The organism is Pandoraea sp. NE5, from assembly GCF_024363545.1.
GTDB classification, from domain to species: Bacteria; Pseudomonadota; Gammaproteobacteria; order Burkholderiales; family Burkholderiaceae; genus Pandoraea; species Pandoraea cepalis.
In genome coordinates this window covers 4,535,800-4,551,300 of the sequence record NZ_AP025517.1, presented here as the reverse complement: position 1 = coordinate 4,551,300, position 15,501 = coordinate 4,535,800, and the positions used below count along the sequence as shown (strand labels likewise).

At 64.7% G+C, this 15,501-nt stretch carries 15 protein-coding genes and 1 pseudogene; 5 read left to right on the top strand and 11 right to left on the bottom strand.

Translation table 11 applies throughout. From position 1 onward, the window contains the following. Positions 1–476 precede the first annotated feature (476 nt). Positions 477–725 (top strand): hypothetical protein, encoded by a 249-nt coding sequence (locus PanNE5_RS20575; RefSeq protein ID WP_261938732.1) that lies wholly within the window; start codon positions 477–479, stop codon positions 723–725. A 22-nt stretch (positions 726–747) separates the two neighbouring features. Here PanNE5_RS20575 and PanNE5_RS20570 read toward each other — a convergent pair whose 3' ends face one another. The 4 genes from PanNE5_RS20570 to PanNE5_RS20555 all read right to left on the bottom strand — a co-directional run bounded on the left by PanNE5_RS20570 (position 748) and on the right by PanNE5_RS20555 (position 6,086). Beyond that, positions 748–2,442, bottom strand: coding sequence for an MBL fold metallo-hydrolase (locus tag PanNE5_RS20570; RefSeq protein WP_026131671.1), 1,695 nt, complete (start codon positions 2,440–2,442; stop codon positions 748–750). A gap of 39 nt (positions 2,443–2,481) precedes the next feature. Next, positions 2,482–3,477: an alpha/beta fold hydrolase gene (locus PanNE5_RS20565; protein WP_017232334.1), complete on the bottom strand. Its 996-nt coding sequence runs from the start codon at positions 3,475–3,477 to the stop codon at positions 2,482–2,484. A 112-nt stretch (positions 3,478–3,589) separates the two neighbouring features. Beyond that, a complete protein-coding gene (locus tag PanNE5_RS20560) occupies positions 3,590–5,164 on the bottom strand; it encodes a flavin-containing monooxygenase (RefSeq protein ID WP_261938731.1) in 1,575 nt (524 codons plus the stop codon). Positions 5,165–5,189: 25 nt separating this feature from the next. Next, the gene (locus tag PanNE5_RS20555; RefSeq protein WP_017232336.1) at positions 5,190–6,086 is read right to left on the bottom strand and encodes an SDR family NAD(P)-dependent oxidoreductase; all 897 of its coding nucleotides are present in this window, start codon (positions 6,084–6,086) and stop codon (positions 5,190–5,192) included. A gap of 106 nt (positions 6,087–6,192) precedes the next feature. Here PanNE5_RS20555 and PanNE5_RS20550 point away from each other — a divergent pair, with 106 nt between their 5' ends. Next, positions 6,193–6,903, top strand: coding sequence for a TetR/AcrR family transcriptional regulator (locus tag PanNE5_RS20550; RefSeq protein ID WP_083902198.1), 711 nt, complete (start codon positions 6,193–6,195; stop codon positions 6,901–6,903). A gap of 96 nt (positions 6,904–6,999) precedes the next feature. Beyond that, a complete protein-coding gene (gene purT, locus PanNE5_RS20545) occupies positions 7,000–8,202 on the top strand; it encodes a formate-dependent phosphoribosylglycinamide formyltransferase (protein WP_017232338.1) in 1,203 nt (400 codons plus the stop codon). Positions 8,203–8,339: 137 nt separating this feature from the next. Here the strand turns inward: purT and PanNE5_RS20540 are convergent, their stop codons facing one another. Continuing rightward, on the bottom strand, positions 8,340–8,543 hold the full coding sequence (locus tag PanNE5_RS20540) for a cold-shock protein (RefSeq protein WP_017232339.1): 204 nt from the start codon (positions 8,541–8,543) through the stop codon (positions 8,340–8,342). 881 nt (positions 8,544–9,424) lie between these two features. Between PanNE5_RS20540 and PanNE5_RS20535 the strand changes: the two genes are divergently transcribed. Continuing rightward, a complete protein-coding gene (locus PanNE5_RS20535) occupies positions 9,425–10,507 on the top strand; it encodes a sensor domain-containing diguanylate cyclase (protein WP_261938730.1) in 1,083 nt (360 codons plus the stop codon). A 49-nt stretch (positions 10,508–10,556) separates the two neighbouring features. On the opposite strand, the gene PanNE5_RS20530 is transcribed toward PanNE5_RS20535, so the two are convergent. The 6 genes from PanNE5_RS20530 to PanNE5_RS20505 form a co-directional block, all read right to left on the bottom strand. Further along, on the bottom strand, positions 10,557–11,504 hold the full coding sequence (locus tag PanNE5_RS20530) for an AEC family transporter (RefSeq protein ID WP_017232342.1): 948 nt from the start codon (positions 11,502–11,504) through the stop codon (positions 10,557–10,559). Between the two features lie 2 nt (positions 11,505–11,506). Continuing rightward, positions 11,507–12,268 carry a GntR family transcriptional regulator gene (locus tag PanNE5_RS20525; protein ID WP_261938729.1) on the bottom strand — a complete coding sequence of 254 codons (762 nt, stop codon included), beginning with the start codon at positions 12,266–12,268 and terminating at the stop codon, positions 11,507–11,509. A 229-nt stretch (positions 12,269–12,497) separates the two neighbouring features. Beyond that, the gene (locus PanNE5_RS20520) at positions 12,498–12,791 is read right to left on the bottom strand and encodes a hypothetical protein (RefSeq protein ID WP_261938728.1); all 294 of its coding nucleotides are present in this window, start codon (positions 12,789–12,791) and stop codon (positions 12,498–12,500) included. 393 nt (positions 12,792–13,184) lie between these two features. Next, complete coding sequence (locus tag PanNE5_RS20515) at positions 13,185–13,373, bottom strand: hypothetical protein (RefSeq protein ID WP_017232345.1); 189 nt, start codon at positions 13,371–13,373, stop codon at positions 13,185–13,187. Positions 13,374–13,485: 112 nt separating this feature from the next. Next, positions 13,486–13,692, bottom strand: coding sequence for a hypothetical protein (locus tag PanNE5_RS20510; protein ID WP_017232346.1), 207 nt, complete (start codon positions 13,690–13,692; stop codon positions 13,486–13,488). A 503-nt stretch (positions 13,693–14,195) separates the two neighbouring features. Continuing rightward, positions 14,196–14,903 carry a succinate dehydrogenase iron-sulfur subunit gene (locus PanNE5_RS20505; protein ID WP_261939882.1) on the bottom strand — a complete coding sequence of 236 codons (708 nt, stop codon included), beginning with the start codon at positions 14,901–14,903 and terminating at the stop codon, positions 14,196–14,198. Positions 14,904–15,105: 202 nt separating this feature from the next. Between PanNE5_RS20505 and PanNE5_RS20500 the strand changes: the two are divergent. Continuing rightward, positions 15,106–15,426, top strand: a pseudogene (locus tag PanNE5_RS20500) (alpha/beta hydrolase-fold protein); the annotation flags it as partial. Positions 15,427–15,501 lie beyond the last annotated feature (75 nt).

The following is a 15,501-nucleotide window of genomic DNA, read 5'->3' as shown; positions in this document are numbered from 1 at the left end:
GCATAGCCGAATTCGATGAAGGCGCCACGATCTCATTGATCCGTGGCCGATGCGCCGCCCGGCGGAAGTTGCGTCCCCTGGGCGAATGTCGCGCACAGCGGGCGCCGGTCGATCGACGATGTCTGCCGTCAGCGCAGCCCGCATTTTGCCTGCGCAATCCGCCGACGCATCCCTCACGACGCTCTCAATATCGCAACATTTGATCTATGTCTAATTCCACTCACGGCACACGCACTCTGAGGGAGCACGTCCGTCCATAATGGGCTCGTCATGTTCGCATGACCCTGTCTTCCCGGGCGTGTCATGGTGCCCCATGCGTCCCGGCTTCGAAACCCACCTCGCTCAGGTGGGTTTTTTTTCGCCGGTTCACGGCATTGTTCTCTCGTTTGGAGCCAAACCTCTATGTGGCCGACGAATCGTGAAGATGCTACGCTTTTTAGCAGAGCAGGGCGTTTTCAAGACAAGCGGAGTCCGTCATGAGCTATGCATCGCACGAGCAGGTCTACGACTATCGCGCGGGTTATCAGATTCGCGTGCGGGCCTTTCAGAATGAGTACGCGGGACCGTGGGACTCCCTGGTCCAGGTCATCCGGCACGGCAAGCCGGAGGGGCCGGAGGTGCGATCCCCCGACGGGCATCGCGACAATCGCCTCGACGCCGAAATGGCCGGGCGCAAGGCGGGGGAACGCATCGTAGACGAGTTGATCGGCGACGCCTACGACTGACGTCGACCCACGCCAGTAGGCGTCACCCTGCCGCCATCGTTCCGACACGCCGCCACCGCGCGTCTGGCGACACCGCCGCGAGGCCATCCTCCGCCAGCTTCTCCAGATGCGCCTGCAGCGAGCGTCGCGCCACTGCGTGACGTGCCAGGGGCACGTCGGCGTAGACCACCGGAATGAGCATGTCGAGCGTGGCCGGGCCGATTTGCGCAAGCGCCTCGAGCGTGCGCGATTCGCGCGCGAGTCGATGCGCCATGAGCCGCGCAATCCGCTGCGCCGGCCGATCCATCACGAAGCCGTGTCCCGGCGCGAGCCACGCAGGCGCAAGTGCCGCAAGCTTCTCGAGCGACGCCAGATAGGTCGCCATATGCCCGTCAGGCGGGTTGATGACGACCGTCGAACCCTGCATGACGTGATCGCCAGTGAAGACAAGCGACGCGTCGTCCAGTCCGAAGCACAGATGATTGGCCGCATGCCCCGGCGTATGAATGACCCGCAAGATTCGGCCATCCGGCAAGGGCACCCCATCGCCATCGGCGAGCGCCACGTCAGGGATGAACGCCGCGTCCTGCCCCTCGTCGTGACGCGCGCGCATGCCGTAGGTCGTTGCGCCCGTCGTCGCCTTTAGTCGGCGCGCCCCCGGCGAATGATCGCGGTGAGTGTGCGTCACGAAGATCTGCCGGATGGTGCCGGGCGCCGCGGCCAGAATCGCGTCGACGTGCGCCGGATCATCCGGGCCCGGATCGATGACGGCCCACGCATTGTCGGGCCCACCGCCCAGGAGGTACGTGTTCGTGCCGGGGCCAGTCATCATGCCGGGATTCGGGGCGGTGAGACGCAGCACGCCCGGCATCAGCGTCACGCTACGCCCAGGCACGATGTCGTAGCTGCCGGTGCCAAGTTCATGGGGATCGGTCAGTGTCAGTTCGGCCCACGCGGGCTCGTCGGGCGTGACCGGCCAGCGGCCGCGCTTGCCGGTGGCCAGTCGCAGTTGAATGCGTGGCACCGCCGCCAGCGCCCCGGCGGCCGCCATGGCAGCATCCGCCGTGCCGAGACCGTCCAGCCATTGCAGCAGCTTGCGTGTGGGAGGCAACAGCCGAAGTTGATCGGCATGCTTGAGCGCATATTGGGGGCGCATCCAGCGGTGCGCCGCCGTCTCGACCTGGTCGACTTCCACCTGCTGACCCGCGGGCAGCATCGCCAGAAAGAATCGCGTATCGAAGCGCTTCGGTAGACCCAAAGGCGTGACCCAGTGGCTCAGATAGTGCAGACGTTCCGGTGTGAGCCTGACGCCGAACGATCGGCACAGCGACACGAGATCGATCCGCCCCTCATGCAGCGCATCGCGTTGCGCGCGCATGGCGACGAGGCGAGCTGCGTCGACCGGCATGCCCGAGACATCGTCGGCAAACAACACGCCGGTTTCCTCGAAGCATTCACGTATGGCGGCCACGTAGTAATTGAGGCCGCCGTGCGTGAGGGACAGGCGTTGGCTGGCAGTGGCGTCGTCGAGTCCGTCGCAGGCGGCGTGGCCGAACGCATCGGCCGCATCGACGACGCCGCCCGGGAAGACGTACGCATCGGAGCTATGGTCGTTCGCCCGAACGGCGCGGCGGAGCAACAAGACTTCCATGCCGCTTGCGCGCTCGCGCAGCGTGACGAGACTGGCGGCCATGCGCAAGCTGGACGGTCCGCGGGGGACTTCAGGACGATCGGACATGAGACGTGCGCGCACCCGCCGCGCGAAATCGGAAAGTCCCTAGTGTGCCATCGGTTGGGCGACGCCGTATTGCGGTGCTTGCTGCGCGGGCATTCGTGCAACGACGTCGTGTAACCATTGCAGAGTCGCTTCCGGTTGTGTCACGGGCAACATGTGCCCGCCATCGACGAGCGTCAGGCGAACGCGTTCGCTGAGCGGCGGCATCGCTTCGCCATGCACGCGGACGTCGAGGATGCGGTCGCGGCGCCCGTAGAGAATGTCGACGGGCACGGTCAACGCGGCGTAACGTGCGGCGAGGCCCGGCATGTCGCGTTCGGCGGCGAGCACGTCGGCGCAGCCGGCCTCGAAGTTGCCGGGACGAAAGCCGAGCACGCCACCACCGCGAATGAGGAAGTCCTTTGGCGCGTCTTCCGGGCCGAAGACATAGGCGAGCGTCGTGCGGCCCGTCATCATGCCGACAGGCACTGCGAGCGTGCGCGCGATCCAGCGACGCCACCCGGCACTGCGAATCGCAAGCGACCGAAACGGTGCCGGCACGTCGGACACCGGTTGCGTCAACGGGGCGATCAACGCGAGCGCCCCCACTCGCTGCGGATGGTCGAGCGCCAGCGTGAGCGCTATTGCGCCGCCCAGTGAGTGCCCCACGACCAGCGGCCGGTCGAGCGCGAGCGCGTCGATCAAGCGCGCGACCGCGTTCGCCTGTGACGTGAGGCCGCCGTCGCGCAGCGCGTTGCGCGTCGAGTAGCCAGACCCTGGACGGTCGATCAGTACGATGCGATGGGTTCGGGCCAGCGTCTCCAGCGGCAGATAGGCAAAGTTGCGCAACTGGCCGCAAAGGCCGTGGATGAACACGATGGCCGGTCCACGCCCGATGTCGACGTAGTGCAGGCGGTCGCCATCGATGTCGAGATATTGGCCGTCCGGTGGCACGGCCGCCTCGGCGCGACGCTCGACGCGGCACGTGAAGCGTCTCAGCACGAACACCACGGCGGCAATCGCAATGGCCAGGCAACCCAGCAAGTAGACGATGAGCATAGTGTCGAGTGGATCCGCAGGCAAGTTAAGTTAGGCCGCATCGTAGCAACGCGCGGCATGGGGTGGCTATCGGGCGCCGCATGTCTTGGGAGACGTCGTCGAAGGACGCGCACTAACGCGCTGCGGTGGCCACTGCACTCGACGTATCGGAAGCGCGCGTCGTTGTGGCCTGGGCGACCGAGCGCGTGGCGCGACGCTCGAAGCGCATGGCGCCGTCGTCGACGCTGCCCCAGCGCATCAGTCGAAGATCGCGCAGGTAGCTCTGATAGAACACCCACGGCTTGCGCCGCCCTTGCTTCGGTAGCACGCCCGCGGCGCGCTGAATATAGCCCGACGTCAGGCCAATGGCCGGCAACTCGCCATGCTCGCCTTCGCGCAGGCGCGGCACACAGGTGTCGACATCGTGTGCGTTCATATGATTGATGAGGCGGCAGACGTATTGCGCAATCAGCTCGGCCTTGAGCGTCCACGATGCGTTGGTGTAACCGAAGATCGACGCGAGATTGGGCACGTCGCTGTACATCATGCCCTTGTAGGCGACCGCGTCGCAGAGATCCACCGGTTTGCCGTCGACCCGCAGGCGCGCGCCCCCCATCAGTTGTACGCGCAGGCCGGTGGCCGTCACGACGATGTCGGCGTCGAGCGTCTTGCCGCTCTTGAGTGCCAGCCCGCGTGGTGTGAACGACGCGATCTCGTCGGTCACGATGGCCGCTCGTCCACCGCGCAGTGCTTTGAAGATATCGCCGCCCGGCGCGAGACAAAGCCGTTGATCCCAAGGCTGATAGCGCGGCGTGAGATCGCGTGCGACGTCGGCATGACCCTGCACCTGTTGCGCCGCGCGCCGGATCAGCACGCGGCGGATGGCATGCGGCCAGCGTCGCGCCGCCTGATAGAAGCCGAGCGCAATGAGCACGTTCTTCATGCGGACGATGCGATGTGCAACGCGCGCCGGCAGCCACGCGCGCAGCCGTTCGGCAACGCCGTCGCGCTGCGGCATCGACAGGATATAGCTTGGCGAGCGTTGCAGCATCGTGACGTGTGCCGCCGTTGCCGCCAGGCTCGGCAGCAGTGTCACGGCGGTGGCGCCGCTGCCGACGACGACGATGCGCTTGTCGCGATAGTCGAGATCGGCCGGCCAATGCTGCGGATGGACGACGGTGCCGGTGAAGGTGTCCGTGCCCGGCCACGTCGGCGTGTGTCCGGCGTCGTAGGCGTAGTACCCGCTGCACATGAAGAGAAAGCGACACGTGAGCGATTGCGTATCCTGAGCGCCGTCGGCGTGCGTGCGTTCGATGTGCAGCGTCCAGCGGGCGATGCTCGAATCCCAGCGGGCTTCAAGCACCTTGTGGCCGTAGCGGATCCGAGCGTCCAGGCCCTCTGCGCGGGCGGTGTCGTTGAGGTAGTCGAGGATCTTGCCGCCCTCGGCAATCGCCTGGTCGCTTGGCCAGGGGCGAAAGCTGAAGCCCAGCGTGAACATGTCGGAGTCCGAGCGTACGCCAGGGTAACGGAAGAGGTCCCATGTGCCGCCCAGCGACTGGCGCGCTTCGAGCATGGCAAAGTGCGTGCCCGGGCAGCGCTCGCTCAGGTAATGCGCGGCGGCAATGCCGGAGAGCCCGGCGCCAACCACGATGACGTCGAGATCCGTGGCGGCGCTGGCGATATCGGTGGCTGTGGTGTGGGTGTTCATCGCGATGTCCTTCGGCCGTCGTCCGTTATTGGGGCGTGGTGGGGCGCGTTGTCGCGCGGCCTTTGTTCGACGAAGGTCTGCGCGACATGGCCGTGCGCCGGTAGAACCACACGACCATGCCTTGATAGCGCGCACCCAGCAGGCGGGCCAGCTTGTCGACGCGGCGCGCATCGGGGCCCACGAGCACGCGCCGCGCATTGCGCTCGACGCCTGCGAGCATTTGCCGCGCGGCGTCGTCGGCACTCGTCACGTCGATGAGTTGGTTCGCACGTTGCCGGTGTGTGAGTGCATCGACGCCGGTGAGCGCGGCAATGCTGTCATCGATGCGCGAGGCCTGCACGATTTTCGTCGCCACGCCGCCCGGATGCACGCAGGTACAGGACACTGGGGCATTCGCCAGATCGAGCTCCATGCGCAGCGCTTCGGTGAACCCGCGTACCGCGAACTTGCTCGCGTTATAGGCGGATTGCGTTGGCATCGCAATGAGGCCGAACAGGCTGGACGTATTGACGACGTGGCCGTCGCCGGACGCGCTCAGGTAGGGCAGGAATGCCTGCGTGCCGTGCACGACGCCCCAGAAGTTGATGTCCATCAGCCATGTGAAATCTTCGTGGCGTGCGGTCGCGACCGGCACCGATAGAGAGACACCGGCATTGTTGAAGATGAGATTGACCTTGCCGTGCGCGGCGGCGGCCTCGCGGGCCCAGTCGAAGACGGCCTCTCGGTCGGCCACATCGAGCCGTTGCGATGTGACGCGCACGCCGAAGGCGCGGCAGGCGATGGCAGTGTCCGTCACGCCCGCTTCGTCGATATCGGACAACGCGAGATGCGCCCCTCGCCGCGCCAACTCAAGCGCCAACGAACGGCCCATGCCGGAGCCTGCGCCGGTGATGGCCGCCACCTTGTCCGTGAATGTCTTCATGGTGCTGTCTCCCATCGGCGCCGCGTCGATAGGCCGTTTGGCTACGGGCATCGCGCTGCCTATAATGTGGTGATACGTGTCACCACTTTAGTTTTGCGTCCGAGTGATGTCAAATAGCGAAATGGAACAAGGACTCGAATCGAGGGATACCGCGTCGACAGCATCGGCATCGGCACCGGTCGGCACGGACGCGACACCGCCCGGGGCGACGCCCGGACGGCGCTACGGTGGCGTGGGGCAGGCGCAGCGAGAGCAGGCGCGCCGTGCGGCGCTGCTCGACGCCGCCACGGAAGTCTTCGGCACGGTGGGTTTTCGCCGCGCCACGGTGCGCTCGGTCTGCCGTCTGGCCAAGCTCAACGACCGGTACTTTTACGCGGCGTTCGAGAACCTGGAGCAATTGTTGCGCGCGACGTATGCCCATCACGCGCAAACGCTGGTCGACCGGTTGCAGGCCGCCATTGCCGCGAGCGCACCGACCCTCGATGCCCGGCTCGATGCAGGTCTGCATACCTTTTTCGCGTTCTTGCGCCATCCGCCAGCGGCGCGCGTCTTGCTGCTCGAAGTGATGGGCGTGAGTCCGGAGACGGACCAGATCTATCAGCGCTACATCTTCGAATTCGCGAGGCTGATCCTGGGAATGGCCGACGCGCCGCCGCCCCTCGGTGAGGACGCGCAAGCCCAAGCAAGAATCGTGGGCCTGGCGCTAGTGGGCGCCATGACCCACGCCGGCACCGCCTGGGTGCTCATGGGCTACCAGGAGACCGATGCGTGCATGGTCGCAAGCTGCCGTCGCGTGCTGCGTGGCGCGCTGGTTTGATGCCGCGTTGCCGTTCATGCTCGCTACAATACGACTTTCGCGTATGACGCCAAAGGGCGTCGACGCGCCAGATTTCTCACTCTCCAAAGGTCACCCATGACCACTATCGGAACACCGCTGTCGCCGAGCGCGACGAAGGTCATGCTGTTGGGCGCCGGCGAACTCGGCCGTGAAGTGCTGATCGCACTGCAGCGTCTTGGCGTCGAGACGATTGCCGTCGATCGTTATGAAAATGCGCCGGGGCAGCAGGTGGCGCATCACGCGCGCACCATTGCGATGACCGATCCCGAGCAGCTCAAGGCGCTGATCGAAGCCGAGAAGCCGGATCTCGTCGTGCCCGAAATCGAAGCCATCGCCACGCCGATGCTCGAAGCGCTGGAGGCCGACGGTGTCGTTCGCGTCATTCCCACGGCCCGTGCCGCGCGTCTGACGATGGATCGCGAAGGCATTCGCCGTCTGGCGGCCGAGACGCTTGGTTTGCCGACGAGCCCGTATCAATTCTGCGATTCGCTGGCACAACTGCAAGCGGCCATCGATAGCGGGATCGGCTACCCCTGCATTGTCAAGCCGGTGATGAGCAGTTCGGGCAAGGGACAGAGCAAGATCGACGGCCCCGACGACGTGAAGGCGGCGTGGGACTACGCCATGGCCGGTGGCCGCGTGAGTCACGGCCGCATCATCGTTGAAGGCTTCATCGATTTCGACTACGAAATAACGCTGTTGACCGTGCGCGCACGTGGCGCCGACGGCCAGGTCGAAACGCACTTCTGCGCGCCGATCGGCCACAAGCAGGTGAGCGGCGATTATGTCGAGAGCTGGCAGCCGCATCCGATGTCGTCGGTGGCGCTCGAGCGTGCGCGCGTGGTGGCGCGCGAGGTGACGAACAACCTTGGGGGGCAGGGCATCTTCGGTGTCGAACTGTTCGTCAAAGGGGATGAGGTGTGGTTCAGCGAAGTCAGTCCGCGTCCGCACGATACGGGCATGGTCACGATGATTACCCAATGGCAGAACGAGTTCGAACTGCATGCGCGGGCGATTCTCGGCTTGCCGGTCGACACCACGCTGAAGACGCCAGGGGCGAGCGCGGTCATCTATGGTGGCGTGGATGCGGCGGGCATTGTGTTCGACGGCGTCGATCAGGCGCTCCAGGTGCCGCACACCGATATTCGTCTGTTCGGCAAGCCGGAGAGCTTCGTGAAGCGTCGTATGGGGGTGGCGCTGGCGTACGACAACGATCTGGAGGTGGCCCGTCGTCACGCGCTCGAAGCCGCGAGTCGGGTGAAGCCACGCGCGGCGTGATTACGCGGCGCTGACGCGCCGGTCGAGCGAAACGAAAAAACCCCGCGAGAGCGGGGTTTTCAGTTCGGGCGGGCTAGTTTAACCCTGCCCGAGACGCGTCGATCGCGTTAAGCGATCAGCAGCGAAACATCCGTCGCTTAGACCGGCTGGATGTTGCTGGCTTGACGGCCCTTCGGTCCCATCTTCACTTCGAAGGTGACCTTCTGGTTTTCTTGCAACGACTTGAAGCCCTTCGACTGGATTTCCGAGAAGTGAGCGAAGAGATCTTCACCACCTTCGTCCGGCGTAATAAAACCAAAACCCTTGGCGTCGTTGAACCACTTGACGGTACCAGTTGCCATTTCTTAAATCCTTAAAGTTTTCAAATGAGCGAGCCAGAAGCTCAGTGAGCGCATGACATTAAAGCTGATCAGGTACAACCGAGGCGACGCTAGGGCGACATTAGATGAACACAAGACTCGCCATACAACGTTCATGCATTCGTTTTTTTACGGGAAAGGTGGGAAGGTGTCAAGCAGGGAAACATTGGGATTGTTGATCTACGCCAGTTTTCGAAGATTTTTCGCTGCGTTGCGATAGGTATGCATGCGTTCCGGACGACCGGTTTCCCAATATCGGAATCTCATATCCGGACAGTGCGTCCGGCGTATCGGCCCCGTCGGCAGCCACGCGTCGACGACGCAAAGACACGCGCACAAGCCGAATGCGGGCCAATGTCATGTGGCGCGGGCGCAACGCGAGCGGTGGCGGGCGCGTTGCGGGCTCGCGACACCGACTGTCAACGATTTTGCTGATGCACCATGAAGGCGATGGGTTGCCGTCGACTGCGACTTGGCGCGATGGCCGGCCGATCGCCCGGACGACGTCCTGAGCCGCAGCGAGTGTTTTGATGCGCTGCCGCATGACGTTGGGGTGAACTAAGTATTTTCCCTAGGGTGTGGGAGGGCCGCGTGACGGCTCGATTTCACGTCTGGCAAGATTCGATTCTGCTACCCTTCACTCCGGTGGGGGGCGTGCCGTTAACGGCTAATTAATGACAGTCGGATAACCGGCGTCGTCATGGCCTCACCATCGGGTTCGGCGAATGCGTTCAACGTGTGCGTCTCTGCCCGGAACTTGTTTCTCGGCGCGCAGTGCGAGCGCGATACCGGGGCGCTACGGCACGATGCCGGGCGATCACGCTAGGCGGCCGCGAAGTGCCGCGTGTCTTTCGAGACCTTACGTGGCAACCAACCAGGCACCGACGCTCGACTCCTTGCAATCGCTGCTGGCGACGGTCCAGCGCAATGAGCGTTCGCTAAAGCGATTCCAGGATATCGAGTTGGCGCTCATGGGCGCCCCGGACTTCGGCGAGTTTCTGGAAGTGGTGCTCAATCGCCTGCGTCACGATTTCGACCTGTCGGGCGTACGGCTGATGCTCGCCGAGGTCGACGACACCCTGCGCGATCTCATCGATACGGCCGAGGGCATTCGCGCACTCGACGCCGGTCTGTGCATTGCGCAGGATGCCGGCACGTTCGCGGCCGTCTGTGGCGACGGGCAGCTTTGGATCGGTGCGCCGCGCGAGCGCCACGCGCCGCTCTTCGGGGCACGTCCGCCGGCCAGCGCCGTGGTGATGCCCCTGGCGCGCAACGGCCGGTATTTCGGCGTGATCGCGCTGGGTAGCCGCGACGCGCGCCGCTTCGCGCCGGAGATGGCCACCGATTTCATCGAACGTTTCGGCGCGGTCGTCGCGGTGTGTCTCGAGAACATGTGGAATCGCGAGCGTTTGAAGCGTATCGGCCTGACCGATCCGCTCACGGGCTTGTCGAACCGACGCTACTTCGATCAGCGCTTGCGGGAAGAAGTGATCCGGGGGGCGCGTTATGGCGCGCCGCTCGCGTGCCTGCTCATCGACATCGACCATTTCAAGCGCGTCAACGACAGTCATGGTCATGCCACAGGCGACCGGGCCTTGCGGGCGGCCAGCGCGTGCATGCGTGCGCAACTTCGGGTGACGGACACGCTCGCGCGTTATGGCGGGGAAGAGTTTGCCGCGTTGCTCGTGCAGACCGAGCAGAACTGGGCGGGCACGGTCGCCGAGCGAGTGCGTCGGGCCGTGGCAGGGCTGGACGTGCCCGACGACGATGGCGCGCGCGTACCGCTCACGATTTCCATCGGGCTTGCCAGCGTGGATCCGCGCGATGTCTCCGACCGGGACACGCTGCCGATGCGCCTGCTCGGCGCCGCCGATGCGGCGCTCTACGCGGCCAAGCGCGGGGGACGCGACCGCGTGGTCGTGGCACCCGCGGCGAGCCTGGGCTGAAGGGATCGCCGTTCGCGCCTGCCGTCTCGGGGCGTTGCTTTCCGCGCGCTTAACGCACGCTGAACCACCCAATCAGCAGCGACACCGTTACCACGGAGAGCACCGTCGACATCAGAATCGCGCGCGAAGCGACGGTGGCTTCGCGTCCGTACAGTTGCGCGAGCATGAACGGGCCGGTGCCGATGGGCAGCGCCGAGAGCAGCAGGGCACTGTGTGCCCAGATCGCGGGAAGATCGAAGACGCGGAACGCCAGGAACGCCGTGATGGCCGGTTGAAACACCAGCTTGAGTCCGACGAGACGCCCGACCGCCCGCGCCATGCGCGGCGCTCGCGCCGCGCCCGATCGCTGCGCGAGAAACAGGCCGATCGCGACCAATGCGCAGGGACTCGCGGCACCGCCGAGCAATGTCGTGAGGTGCAGCACGGGGGCGGGCAACGCGATACCGGCGCCCGCAAATGCCATGCCGGCGAACGGTGAGACGACAAGCGGATTGCGCACCAGCGCGCGGACTACGAAGCCTGCCGTGCGACGCCAGTTCGGCGTGACTTGCAAATCCGTCTCGATGATCGCGATGGAGATTGCGAAGAGCACGGTGGCGGTAAGCAGCATCGCGACGACGACCGCCGGCACGCTGGCCGGACCGAAGACCACGAGGCACAGCGGCAGTCCCATGAACCCGGCGTTCGGATAGGCGGCGCCCATGCCTTCGATGCTCGCGTCGGTCAGCCGTCCTCGTACCGTGCGATCGAGCAGGAACGACAGCGCGAAGGTCGCCGCCATGCCGCCGCCGAACGCCCCCAGAAACCCCGGATTGACCAGCTCCGCCCACGTAATCTGCGCCATCGACTGGAACAGCACGGCGGGCAGGGCGAGATAGACGACGAAACGGTTGAGGGCGTCGAGGGCGCCCTCCCCGAGCCAGGCCCGGCGGGCGCAGAGATAGCCCACGAAGATCAGCCCGAAGACGGGCAGGGCAGCAGAGATAACGGCTTGCATCGTCAGTGGGTCCCCGCCAGTCGGGCAAGCCACTCGCGTCGCGACTGGCCGCCGTCGGCTTCGGTGTGTTCGCGTGCGGCGGCTTCGGCACCGATGGCGTCGCCCGCCGCGATGCGCGCGGCGATCTCCCCGTGCTCATGCCAGACGACTTCCTGCATCGGCATCGCGCCGAGCGTTGCCGCCATCGCCCGCATGATGTGCGGCCATTGCGGCGCTACCGTTTGCGCGATCAATGGGTTGCCCGACGCGTCGTGCAGCGCCGTGTGGAAGGCAACCTCCACGCGGACTTGACGCGCCACCGGCGTGCCTCGTGTCATCGCCATGCCGGCGGCGACGGCGTCCTGCAGGCGGCGCAATTCGACGTCGGTCAGCGTGCCCTGTGCCATGCGCGTGGCCGCCAACCGGGCGGCGAGCCCATCCAGCGCGGTGCGCACCTGATAGAGCTGGCGAAGATGGTCGGCGTCGATCGGCGCGACCTCGAGCCCTTGGCGCCCGCTGTCGCAGACCAGACCGTCGCGCTTGAGCAACTGCAACGCATGGCTGACAGGCTGACGCGACACGCCCAAGGCATCGGCCAACTCGGCTTGGCGGATGCGCTCGCCCGGCGGCAATGTGAGATCGGCGATGGCGTCGCGCAGACGCGAATACACCAGGTCGATCAGCACCGGCGTGCTGGTCAGTGGGCCAAGCGGCGCAAGCGCCGCTTGGGGCGCGGAAGCTGGGTAGGACGCCGGAAAGTCGGCGCTGGCAGCGGGGTTCGACATGGGATTCCGGTGCTTGCCGGTATCAGTGATATATGGAATTCCGAATTCTACGCTTGCAAGCGAACGCCGGGGGACGTTTTTTAGATCACCGGTTAACGTGTGCTGGCGCGAGGAATAAGAGGAAGAGGACGTGGCATGCGGCGGACGCGGGACGGGAAGGGGCGAGAGAGGATCCGGTGACGCAGTCAAGCGGCGACGCCGAGGGGGGCGGCGAAAGACGTGAGGGGTATCAGTCGCTCGGATCGAGTTCGGGGGGCGAGACGGAGGTGGCGCGGGCGGGCGTCTGGAGCAGGGCCTGCATGGTGGTGCGGGTGCGCTGCAGACGTCGGGCGAGGGCCCAGGCGTCGGCTTCGCGTTCGAACAAGCCGACGATCAGATGCGGTTCCGCGGCGAAGCCGTCGGAGAACAGCCCGATATTTTTGGCGATCATCTCACTTGTGCGTTCGACCGAAACGGTGTACTGACGGGGCGAGCGGTACTGATTGATGACCACGGCGAAGGCGCGGGAGAGCGCGTCGGACATACGGAAACCTCCTCTGTCGGCGTAGCGCGGTGTCCCGGATGTCGAGCGCTGGAGACTTGGCGCGAAGCGTTGCACTTCCGGTGATTGTAGGCCATGGCGGTGTGCGCGTTGGGAGAAAACGATGCCGGTGCAAACGCGGGGATGCGGGGCATCGGCCTCGACATAAAAAAAGCCGCCGAGCGGGTCGGCGGCGCAACAGAGAGGGTGACAGCGCAACCGAAGTTGCCGCAAACCAGCATAGGTGGCCGTGATGACAGCGACGTGACCGACGTCGCGACTAGCACGGCAGGGCCAACCTGCCAACGGGCTACGGGCGACGGGGCCGACAGGGATAGCTCCGCAAGTCGCTATCCGAAGCCGGATCGCGACTTGCCTGCTCGGGGCGCCCGGTGGCTACACCAACACGGGCAACGCCTCCATGACCAGCAACGCGACGAGGGCGCCGACCACGGCACCGACCGCGCGCAGACTGTAGCGCGTGGCCCGTGTGGTGACGGGAATGCCGCCAACGAGCAATGCACCGGCCACGGCCATCGGCAGGAACAGGGTCAGGTCGTAAAGGTTGAAGTGAAGTGCGGGCATCGTTCTTGTCTCCTCACCTGAATTTCCCTTCCACTATAGGACGGTTGCGGAGGATGCCCAAGTTTGGTGCGTTGCAGCATGTTGCTGCACGGGAACCGATGCCCTGGCCGCGTCAGTCTTCCTGACGCACCGCATGCATCTTGCGGCGAGCATTCCACATCGCCATGTCCTTGCGCGTACGTACGCGGTCACTGACGATGACGCCCGGCGGTTGCGCGCGGGCAGCGGAGATACCTACGTCGTCGGCTTCGCTGCGCGCCTGTACCATCATGACGAGCGTAAACAGCGAGGCGGCAAGCGCCAGCAGGATCAGCTTCATTGGGGCCCCGGTAAATCTCTGATGATCTGGTCGGTGTCATGCATCGTCGTCCTTGTCCTGACCGATCCTTGAAGGGAGACCGTGCCGGCAGTGGTGGCGCGATGCTTCGTTGTGCACTGCTAATGGACTACGTTGCTGCGACTGCCTGGCGGGACGGGGCTCGGTGTGCCTGACGCGGCCTGATCGCCATTCGCGTCTCACATGGCGGGACGCATCATAACCGGCAAATGTGACAAATCTCCCGGCGGGGAACATCTCGCGTCGAGCGCGGTGCAACAGATCACCGCACGTCTCCCACGTCCTTTACCGTATAGCGACGTGTGCGGCGAAAAGTTTAGAAATTGTGACAAATTTTTTGAGACGGGGGGTGTTTCTAGTCGAAGGCTGTACGACCTCAAGCGGGTCGGATTGCATGAGCGTCACCGACTTGGCACCGTTCACGCTTGGGCCGGCCGGCCGGTCGCGCGTGGATCAGTTTTCCGAGGGCTCGCGTGGCGTTCGGTTTAAAGGGTCCGGCGCACCAGCATGGATTTGATCTCGCCGATGGCCTTCGCTGGGTTCAATCCCTTGGGGCAAACGTCGGTGCAGTTCAATATCGATCGGCAGCGAAACAGCCGATACGGATCTTCGAGATTGTCGAGCCTTGCGTTTGCGCCTTCATCGCGTGAATCAACGAGGAACCGGTAGGCCTGCAGCAGCCCCGCGGGGCCAACATATTTGTCGGGATTCCACCAGAACGACGGACAGGCGCTCGAGCAACAGGCGCACAGGATGCATTCGTAGAGTCCGTCGAGCGCATCGCGTTCGTCCGGTGACTGGAGGCGCTCGCGTTCGGGGGGCGGCGTATCGTTGATCAGGTACGGCATGATCGAATGGTATTGCTCGAAGAATGCCGTCATGTCCACGATCAGGTCGCGCACGACCGGCAAGCCGGGGAGCGGGCGCAACACCGTATGACGTGGCAAATCGTGAAGATTCGTCGTACAGGCAAGACCGTTCTTGCCGTTGATGTTCATCGCGTCCGACCCGCATACGCCCTCTCGGCACGAGCGCCTGAAACTCAACGTTTCGTCAAGAGCCTTCAGTCGCATCAACACATCGAGCAGCATCCGGTCGGTTGGCGCGATGTCGATCGTGAACGTCTGCATGCGTGGCGCAGAATCGCCGTCCGGATCGTAGCGGAAGATGTCGAATGTTCTGAACTCGGTCATGGAGGCTCCCCCGTCATTTTCTGCGTCAGCATCGCTGATGCATCGGCACTGCTGCGCGCATGGGCCTGGCAGCGGCATGAGCGCATCGCGTCGCGACATACCATGCGCGCTTTGGATATATCTCAATAGGATATAAAAGACCGAGCCAGGCGTGATGACTTGGATCAATCCCGGGCGAAGCCAACATGCGCGAAATTGCCAATCGTCGCACTATCGCATCGACAGCTACATCGTCGACGAACTCTACGGCGTGGTGACGCAATCGTTGCCGATCGACGCGGGACGCATCGGCATCTTCGGCCACTCGATGGGCCGGCATGGTGCCCTGACGCCCGCTCTGCGCAAACCTGATGAATTCCGCCCGGTGTCGGCATTCGCGCCGATCGCCGCACCAACGCGTTGTCCGTGGGGCGAGAAGGCGTTCGCGGGATATCTGGGCGCGGATCGCGAGACGTGGCGTCAGTATGACGCCAGCGAACTGATGGCCAAGGCCGGTCAGGTGGGATTTCCGGGCGGCATCGTGTAAGCAGACAAGCCTGCTCCGGTGAGTTGCCGGCCAGCTTGCCCGGGTACGACATCGGATCTGATACGCATGTTT